Origin of the sequence: Azomonas agilis, assembly GCF_007830255.1 — a bacterium.
Taxonomy (GTDB): Bacteria; Pseudomonadota; Gammaproteobacteria; order Pseudomonadales; family Pseudomonadaceae; genus Azomonas; species Azomonas agilis.
This window is the reverse complement of record NZ_VLKG01000015.1, coordinates 57,504-64,495: the sequence shown is the minus strand read 5'-3', so window position 1 is coordinate 64,495 and position 6,992 is coordinate 57,504. Positions and strand designations below refer to the sequence as shown.

The window sequence follows — 6,992 nt, the reverse complement described above, 5'->3', positions numbered from 1 at the left end:
AATTGTGGCGCATTGCCCGATTCAAGGCCGAAAGGTATCGCAGGGCTTGGAATAAGAGAATGGACATGCAGTGCCTGTGGTGTCAGGCACGACCGCGATATCAACGCGGCTAAGAACATTCTCGCGGTCGGGCATGGCCGTCCAGTAGTGGGAATCCCCGTCCTTTAGGGCGGGGAGGATGTCAAGGTGAGGGCATAGGCCACTGGGTTTAGGTCAATACACTGGGCCAGCCAGAGTAGGTAAAGTGGCCTCAAAATCCGATACTACAGACGTTTTTGCAGCAATGAAGATTGAGGTCTCAGACAAAGGGCTTATTCGCCCTTAAAGGCCTTTGCGTCAGGATGAAAGCCTACCCCAGATTTTGTGCTCGCAGCTTTCAAGCGGTGGGTTGGTTTACAACTATCATGGGGACTTGGGTGGTATCCCGTGGCTCCTCAGTGGTTGCCCCTGTGATATCAACAGCTGATTCAGTGTGCTCTTTTGGGCGGCCCTTCTAAGGCTGCTAAGAAGACTGACAACAGGTATGCCATGAGTGTTCGTTTCGCTGATCTGGTGGATCTTGAAGACCTCCAGAAGATGATGCTGTCACTCTACAACATCACAGGGATTCCGCACGGTTTGGTCGATAACGGTAACACCGTGCTGTGTGAGATCGGTTGGCAGGAAGCCTGCCGAGTCTTTCACCGTGGGGATGCGGTAGCTGCCGCCCGTTGCAAAGCCAGCAATCTGGAGTTAAACCGACTCTTACAGGCTGGAAATAGCGTGGGGCATTGCTGTCTGAATGGACTGATGGATTTTGCCGTGCCCATCGTAGTTGAAGGCCAGCATTTAGCCTCGATTGTGGTAGGGCAGGTGTTAAATGAGCCACCCAATCTGGAGTTTTTTCGGCAGCAGGCCCGTGCGCTGGGGTTTGAGGAGGAACCGTATTTAGCGGCGATCCAAAAAATACCTGTGATTCCGCGCCCACAGCTCGAAAGCATTATGACTCTTTACGCCAATGCCGCGCGTATGTTGGCCGATAAGGGTTTAGCACTTTGGCGTTTAAAGCAGGCCGAACAACAATTGGCTCAAGCCAATGCCCGCCTCAAGCAGCAAGTGGAAGCCCAAACCCATGAGCTGGCCGAAAAAAATCAGCGCTTACAGGCCGACATTGTGCTCTGTGGCCGGATTGAGTCTGAGTTGCGCCATCAGCAAGATAAATTGCAGGCACTGTTGGATGCTTCCCCGGTAGGGGTGAGCTGGTCGTCTTTGGATGGGCAAATCGAGTACGTTAACCGCAAGTTCACTGAGTTGTTTGGCTACCGTTTGGGAGAGCTGCCAACGGTCAAAGACTGGTATCGGCAGGTCTGTCCCGACCCACAGGTGCAGCAAAATCTGATTAAGCCTTGGGTCATTCAGGTGGGGGCGGCTCATAAAAGCGGTGAAAGCGTACCGCCTTTGGATACTCTGGTGACGTGCAAAGACGGCAGTCAGCGCCGGATGCTGATTACCACTTCTTGGGTGGGCGATCGGCTGTTGGCTAACTTTAGCGACATCACCCCCCGCTGGCAGGTGGAGCAGCGCGAAAAGCGGCGCGAGCAGACCTTGGAGCTGATTGCCAAGGGTTATCCCCTAAGCCGTGTGCTGGAAAGCATTGTGCAGGGTGTGGAAATTGAAAGTCCTTCATCCCGCTGCTCCATCTTACTGCTGGATAAGGACGGGCAGCACTTAACACTAGGCGCGGCCCCCAACCTGCCAGAAGCCTATAACCAAATCGTGGACGGTGTGGCGATCGGCCCACAGGTGGGCTCCTGTGGCACTGCGGCTTATTTACGCCAGCGGGTAGTGGTGGCGGATATTGCCCATGATCCGCTCTGGGGTGGGCGTTTCCGGCGTATGGCTTTGGATTCTGGCTTGCGGGCTTGCTGGTCAGAGCCGATTTTTAGCAGTGATGGGCAGGTGCTGGGTACCTTTGCCATCTACCACAGCCAAACCTGTGCGCCGACTGCGGAGGATATTATCCAGATTGGCCATGCTGCCAACTTAGCCAGCATTGCTTTAGAGCACGATCTGGCCCGACGGCGGTTGGAGTATCAGGCGCATATGGATTTCCTGACCGGCGTAGCTAATCGCCGTTATTTTGTGCAGACCGCCGAGGCTGAAGTAGCCCGCAGTCAGCGCTATGCGCGTCCCCTATCCCTATTGATGCTGGATGTGGACTTCTTCAAACAGGTTAACGATCGCTATGGTCATAAAGCCGGCGATTGGGTATTGCAGCACCTTACTCAGCTCTTACAACAGGGTTTGCGCTCTGCTGATTTACTGGGCCGCTTGGGTGGTGAAGAGTTTGCCATCCTGCTGCCGGAAACTGCGGAAATGCAAGCCATTGAAGTCGCGGAGCGTTTGCGCCGAGCGGTATCTGAGGATCTGATTCACTTGGAAGGGGTAGAGAGGTTCAGCATCAGCCTATCCATTGGCGTAACGACACTGGTCGAAGGGGATCAGGGTTTAGATGAACCCCTGCGGCGAGCGGATAAAGCGCTGTATACCGCAAAGCGTACTGGGCGAAATAAAGTCTGCGTCAGCACTCAAACTCAAGAAAACAGGGTGAAAGCACCCTGCGCTGGGGATGTTTGAGCTGGTGTTTAAGAGACCAATTGCTGGAAAGTACCTAATGCTGTCGATGTAAGCGTCTCCCGGTGTGACGTCGGTAGAATGCAGGTCAAACACGCTTGGAAACCTAACCATGCCCCTGAGTGTTGAACACCTGCTGCGTACTGCGGCCACGCTGGAGCAAGCCTTATGGGCACTGGAAAAAACCTCCACCGAAGAGATTCTCTTTGACCTGTACCGCAATGCCGCCATCAAAAGTTCAACGGGAAGTTGAGTGGGCATACGTGGCACCCCAAATGGGGTTATCAGTCACTATAAGCTTCAGTTTCTTTATCAATTTTGCGCGAAAAACCCCGTACTTTATGGGGTCACTTCATGATGAGTCTGGTTTAACGTTGCCGTTACGCTCCTGTATGCTGCTTCACAGGTCTAACTCCGCACCTCGAGTTCGGAGCCATTCTTTTCGTTCGCGGTAATCCGGCAGCACCTTATCGACCTCGTTCCAGAATGCATCCGAGTGGTTGCGATGGTGCATATGGCAAAGCTCGTGGACGATGATGTAGTCGATGATGGTCAGCGGGGCCATGAGGCATTTCCAGTGAAAATGCAGGTCACCGCGCTTCGTGCAGGAAGCCCATCGGTAGCCAAGATCCTTGATCTGGATGTCGCCCGCTGTCACGCCAACCTTGGCTGCGAAGTACGCCACGCGCTTCTGAATCCGGGGCAGGCCTTTGGTCTTGTAGAAAACCTCGAACACTTGACGGGCGGCGTCCTGGCCGCCGCACTCGACGATCTCGCGCAGCAGGCAGAACCGGCCATCTTTCAGTTTGAGCGGTTCGTCTTGCTCTGCCACCAGTTGCAGCCGGTAGCAACTGCCTAAGTAGAGAAACGTTTCGCCGCTGACCCATTCGCGCGTGACGCGAGTGGCATTGAGGTCACGCCATTCCGCCAAATTGCGGTAAATCCACATCCGCTTGGCCAATACGGTTTCATCCACCTGCTCGGGTGTCATCCGCTTTGGTGGGCGAACGGTAATGAGGCCATCGCGCTCGATTACGATGTCCGTGGTCTGGCGGTCTGAGCCCGGCAGCAGCTGGTATTCGATATCACGCACTTGCCGGAGTTGCATCACGCTCCCCCTGACCGTGCCATATTGACCAGTTCATCGTGGCGGTTCTTGGCCAGCTTCATGACCTCCACGGCCACACGCTCACGATTGAGCTTCAGCTCTTCGATGCCCGTCTTGGCGATTTCGGTCTTGATCAAACCGCGCACGCGCTTCTGTTTATCGGGGTTCTGCCAGAAATCGATGCTGGCAATGGTTTCTTGCAAGATGTCCACGGTGGTCTCCATCAATGCTTTGAATGCAGGTTTGTCTGCATCATTGACAGAACCACTGGCGAAGCCAAGCTGGACGATGTGCTCGTAGAAAGTCGTCGCCTCCTTGCTCATGCCATCCTCACCCTGCTGACGACCAGCAATGGCTTCTTTGCGCAGTTCGGCCAGCTTTTCGGCCAGCAGATCCCATTCGTCGTGGTGTTTTTCGATCAGCGCATCGACCTTTTCCGACAGGCTCTTGTAAAAGGCCGGATCTTCATCGTGGTGAACCGTGCAGTGCTTGCGGATGGCGTGTTCCATCTCGCTGGCCTTGGCCTCGTTGTTCTGCCCAGCGTGCGCGGCCAGTTTGTCGAGGAAGTCTTCTGCCAGTAACTCGACCGGTGGCACCTTGGGGTTGATACCCAGACTGATCAGGTGCTCGTTGATCAGCGCTTTCACCTTTTCGCCAGCGCTGCCCAGATCAAGACTGCTGTCCTTATAGCGCTCCTTGGTCACCTGCAGGATGTAGCCGAAGCGCTTTGCGGGCACGCGGTAGGGCTGCGCAGATGCGTTGGGCAGGATGATGTCCAGGCTCATCAAGAACTTCTTAAGGTACACCTCAAAGTCTGCGCGCTTCTTGTCATCCTTGAGCGCCTTAACCGCTTCGTGCACCACGGCAGCCTCGGCATCCAGGTTGGACAATTTGCCATTCACGAAGGCTTTGATCTGTTTGATCCCTAGCCCTGTGAAGTGTTGGAGCAGTCGCTGGTAACGTTCTTCCAGCACCGGCAGTTCCGACGCAATACTCTTCATTCCGTCGTGTAGTTCTTGCAACTCGTCGCTGGCCGCATACAAGGTCAGAGCATCGGTCAGGTGGTTGGCCAAGCCGATGTAGTCGACGATATAGCCGCGTTGCTTGCCTTTCTTCACGCGGTTGGTGCGGGCAATGGCCTGTAATAGGGTGTGCTCGCGCAGCTTCTTGTCGATGTACATCACCTGCTCGATGGGCGCATCGAAGCCCGTCAGCAGCATGTCGCACACGATCAGAAAGGCAATGCCGGTATATTCCTTGTCCGGGTCTTTGAAATCGAAGCTGCGGCAGAAGTTCTCTACCGCGTTCATGCGCTGGGCTTCCTTGCGCGCCTGGGTGATGTAAGCCGCCTCATTGGTGCCGTCCGACGACACCACTACAGCGGTCTTGAGAAAACGCAGATGTTGAATCAGATCGCTATCCGGCGAGGCCTTGGCTTCCTCACGGGCCAAGCGCTCGGCCAATGCAGACTTGATGCCGTTCTGATAGCGAATGCACGCCAGCTTCGAATGACATACCACCTGTGCCTTGAAGCCGTTGGGCAGGATGTTGTCGACGTAGTGTGCCACCATGTCACGCGCAATGGCGTTGATACGGTTCTCTGCCTCTAGGATGTCGCCGGTCGCGCCGTACTTCTTCTTGATCGCCAGCAGCTCTTCTTCACTGCGGTCGCGGAACAGGTCTTCAAAGGCTTCGTCGAAAGCGTGTTTTTCGTTCAGTGCGCTGTCGGCAGTTTTACCTTCGTAGAGGATTTGCAGCGTGGCCCCATCGTTCACTGCGTCCATCAACCGATAAGTGTCGATGTATTCGCCAAAGCGTTTGTGGGTTTTCTTTTCACCGTGCCGTTCAGTGATCAGTGGCGTGCCGGTGAAGGCAATGCGCGTGGCATTGGGGAAAGCCTCAAACAGGTTGTCGCCCAAGTCCGAGCTTTGGGTGCGGTGGGCTTCGTCAATCATCAGGATGATGCGGTTCGATGTGTTGACCACCCCGAAGGTCTTACCCGCAGGCATGGCCAAGTAAGTGCCCAGCGCTTCCGCCACTGTATTGGTCAGCGTCTGCTTGTGCTCCTGAAATTTATGAATCATCACCATGCTGATGTCCGAGCTGTCGGTCGATAGATGCTGGCGCAGACCCGCCCGGGTTTCGATCACATTCACCCGCCCGCCAATCAGCGTGGCGGTGTCGCCCAGTTGTTCTTCCAGGTCTTGCCGGTCATTGACGAGCACGATCTTGTAATCGGACAAGTCACGGCTGGCACGCAGCATTCGTGCCAGAAACACCATGGTCAGTGATTTGCCCGAGCCTTGTGTATGCCACACCACGCCGCTGCGTTCGGTGGCAGTTTCGCCGGTACGCAAGCGTTCGACAATCTTGCTGGCAGCACGGAATTGCTGGTAGCGGCACACCACCTTCACCCGTGGGCCACCGTCGGTATCCATGAACACCGAGCTGGTTCGCAGGATCTGCAGCAGGTTGGCCTTGTTCAGCATCCCGGCAATCAACTGCTGCTGGGCGTTCAGTCCGGTCAAGCCAGTATCGTCGGCGGGGTGGAGCGTCTTCCACGCATAGAAGTGTTCTTCGCCCGAGGTGATGGTGCCGTAGTCGGCTTCCAACCCACAGCTGCGCACCAACATCAGGCTGCTGTAGAACAACCTGGGTTCACCCTCTTTCAGGCCTGAGGCTTCCGTTTCTTTGCGGCGGCGCATGTAACGCTGCAGCTGCACAAAGGCTTCCTGCATGGGGTTAGCACAGGTTTCTGAGCCTTTTTTGCACTCCACCACCACCAGCGGAATGCCATTCACGAACAGCACGATGTCTGGAATGATGAACGCCTTGACGCAGCTCGGCGTGTCGATGCGGAACTGGTTGATGGCGTGGAACTGGTTGTTCGCAGGGTTATGAAAGTCAATCAGGCGCACCACCGGGTCGGCTTCGCCCGTCAGCTCGTTTACATCGGCCTGCGCCTTGAACAGCATCGACTGCACGGCCTCATTGGCTTCCAGCAGAGTACGGTTCGGGTGGCGCAGCAATTGGCTGCGCAAGTCCTCCAATTGGCGATTGGTCAGCCATTCATGCCCGTCATCGGTACGGTTGATAGTACGCACGGCGTTGTCGAATACGTCCGGCAGCAGCCACTGACGAAAGTTGCCGCGCAGACTGGGTGCAGCATCTTGTGGGATACCTGCGCTCTGGTCGATAACCGTCCAGCCCAGCTCGGCCAGTTGTTGCAAAAAGGGGCGCTCGACCTCCGTGTATTCGCTCACATTGCCCT

5 protein-coding genes are annotated in these 6,992 nt (G+C 55.6%); 3 read left to right on the top strand and 2 right to left on the bottom strand.

Going from position 1 to position 6,992, the window contains the following annotated elements; all coding sequences use genetic code 11:
- The first annotated feature begins 12 nt into the window (after nt 1–12).
- The 3 genes from LX59_RS14705 to LX59_RS14695 all read left to right on the top strand — a co-directional run bounded on the left by LX59_RS14705 (nt 13) and on the right by LX59_RS14695 (nt 2,866).
- The gene (locus LX59_RS14705) at nt 13–168 is read left to right on the top strand and encodes a zinc ribbon domain-containing protein (RefSeq protein ID WP_281284853.1); all 156 of its coding nucleotides are present in this window, start codon (nt 13–15) and stop codon (nt 166–168) included.
- A gap of 360 nt (nt 169–528) precedes the next feature.
- Nucleotides 529–2,616: a diguanylate cyclase gene (locus LX59_RS14700; RefSeq protein WP_144573225.1), complete on the top strand. Its 2,088-nt coding sequence runs from the start codon at nt 529–531 to the stop codon at nt 2,614–2,616.
- Nucleotides 2,617–2,725: 109 nt separating this feature from the next.
- Nucleotides 2,726–2,866: a hypothetical protein gene (locus tag LX59_RS14695; protein ID WP_246118780.1), complete on the top strand. Its 141-nt coding sequence runs from the start codon at nt 2,726–2,728 to the stop codon at nt 2,864–2,866.
- Nucleotides 2,867–3,013: 147 nt separating this feature from the next.
- Here LX59_RS14695 and LX59_RS14690 read toward each other — a convergent pair whose 3' ends face one another.
- Complete coding sequence (locus tag LX59_RS14690; RefSeq protein ID WP_144573224.1) at nt 3,014–3,721, bottom strand: M48 family metallopeptidase; 708 nt, start codon at nt 3,719–3,721, stop codon at nt 3,014–3,016.
- Nucleotides 3,721–6,984: a type I restriction endonuclease subunit R gene (locus LX59_RS14685; RefSeq protein WP_144573222.1), complete on the bottom strand. Its 3,264-nt coding sequence runs from the start codon at nt 6,982–6,984 to the stop codon at nt 3,721–3,723. Before LX59_RS14685 ends, LX59_RS14690 begins: the two co-directional genes overlap by 1 nt.
- Nucleotides 6,985–6,992: the final 8 nt, after the last annotated feature.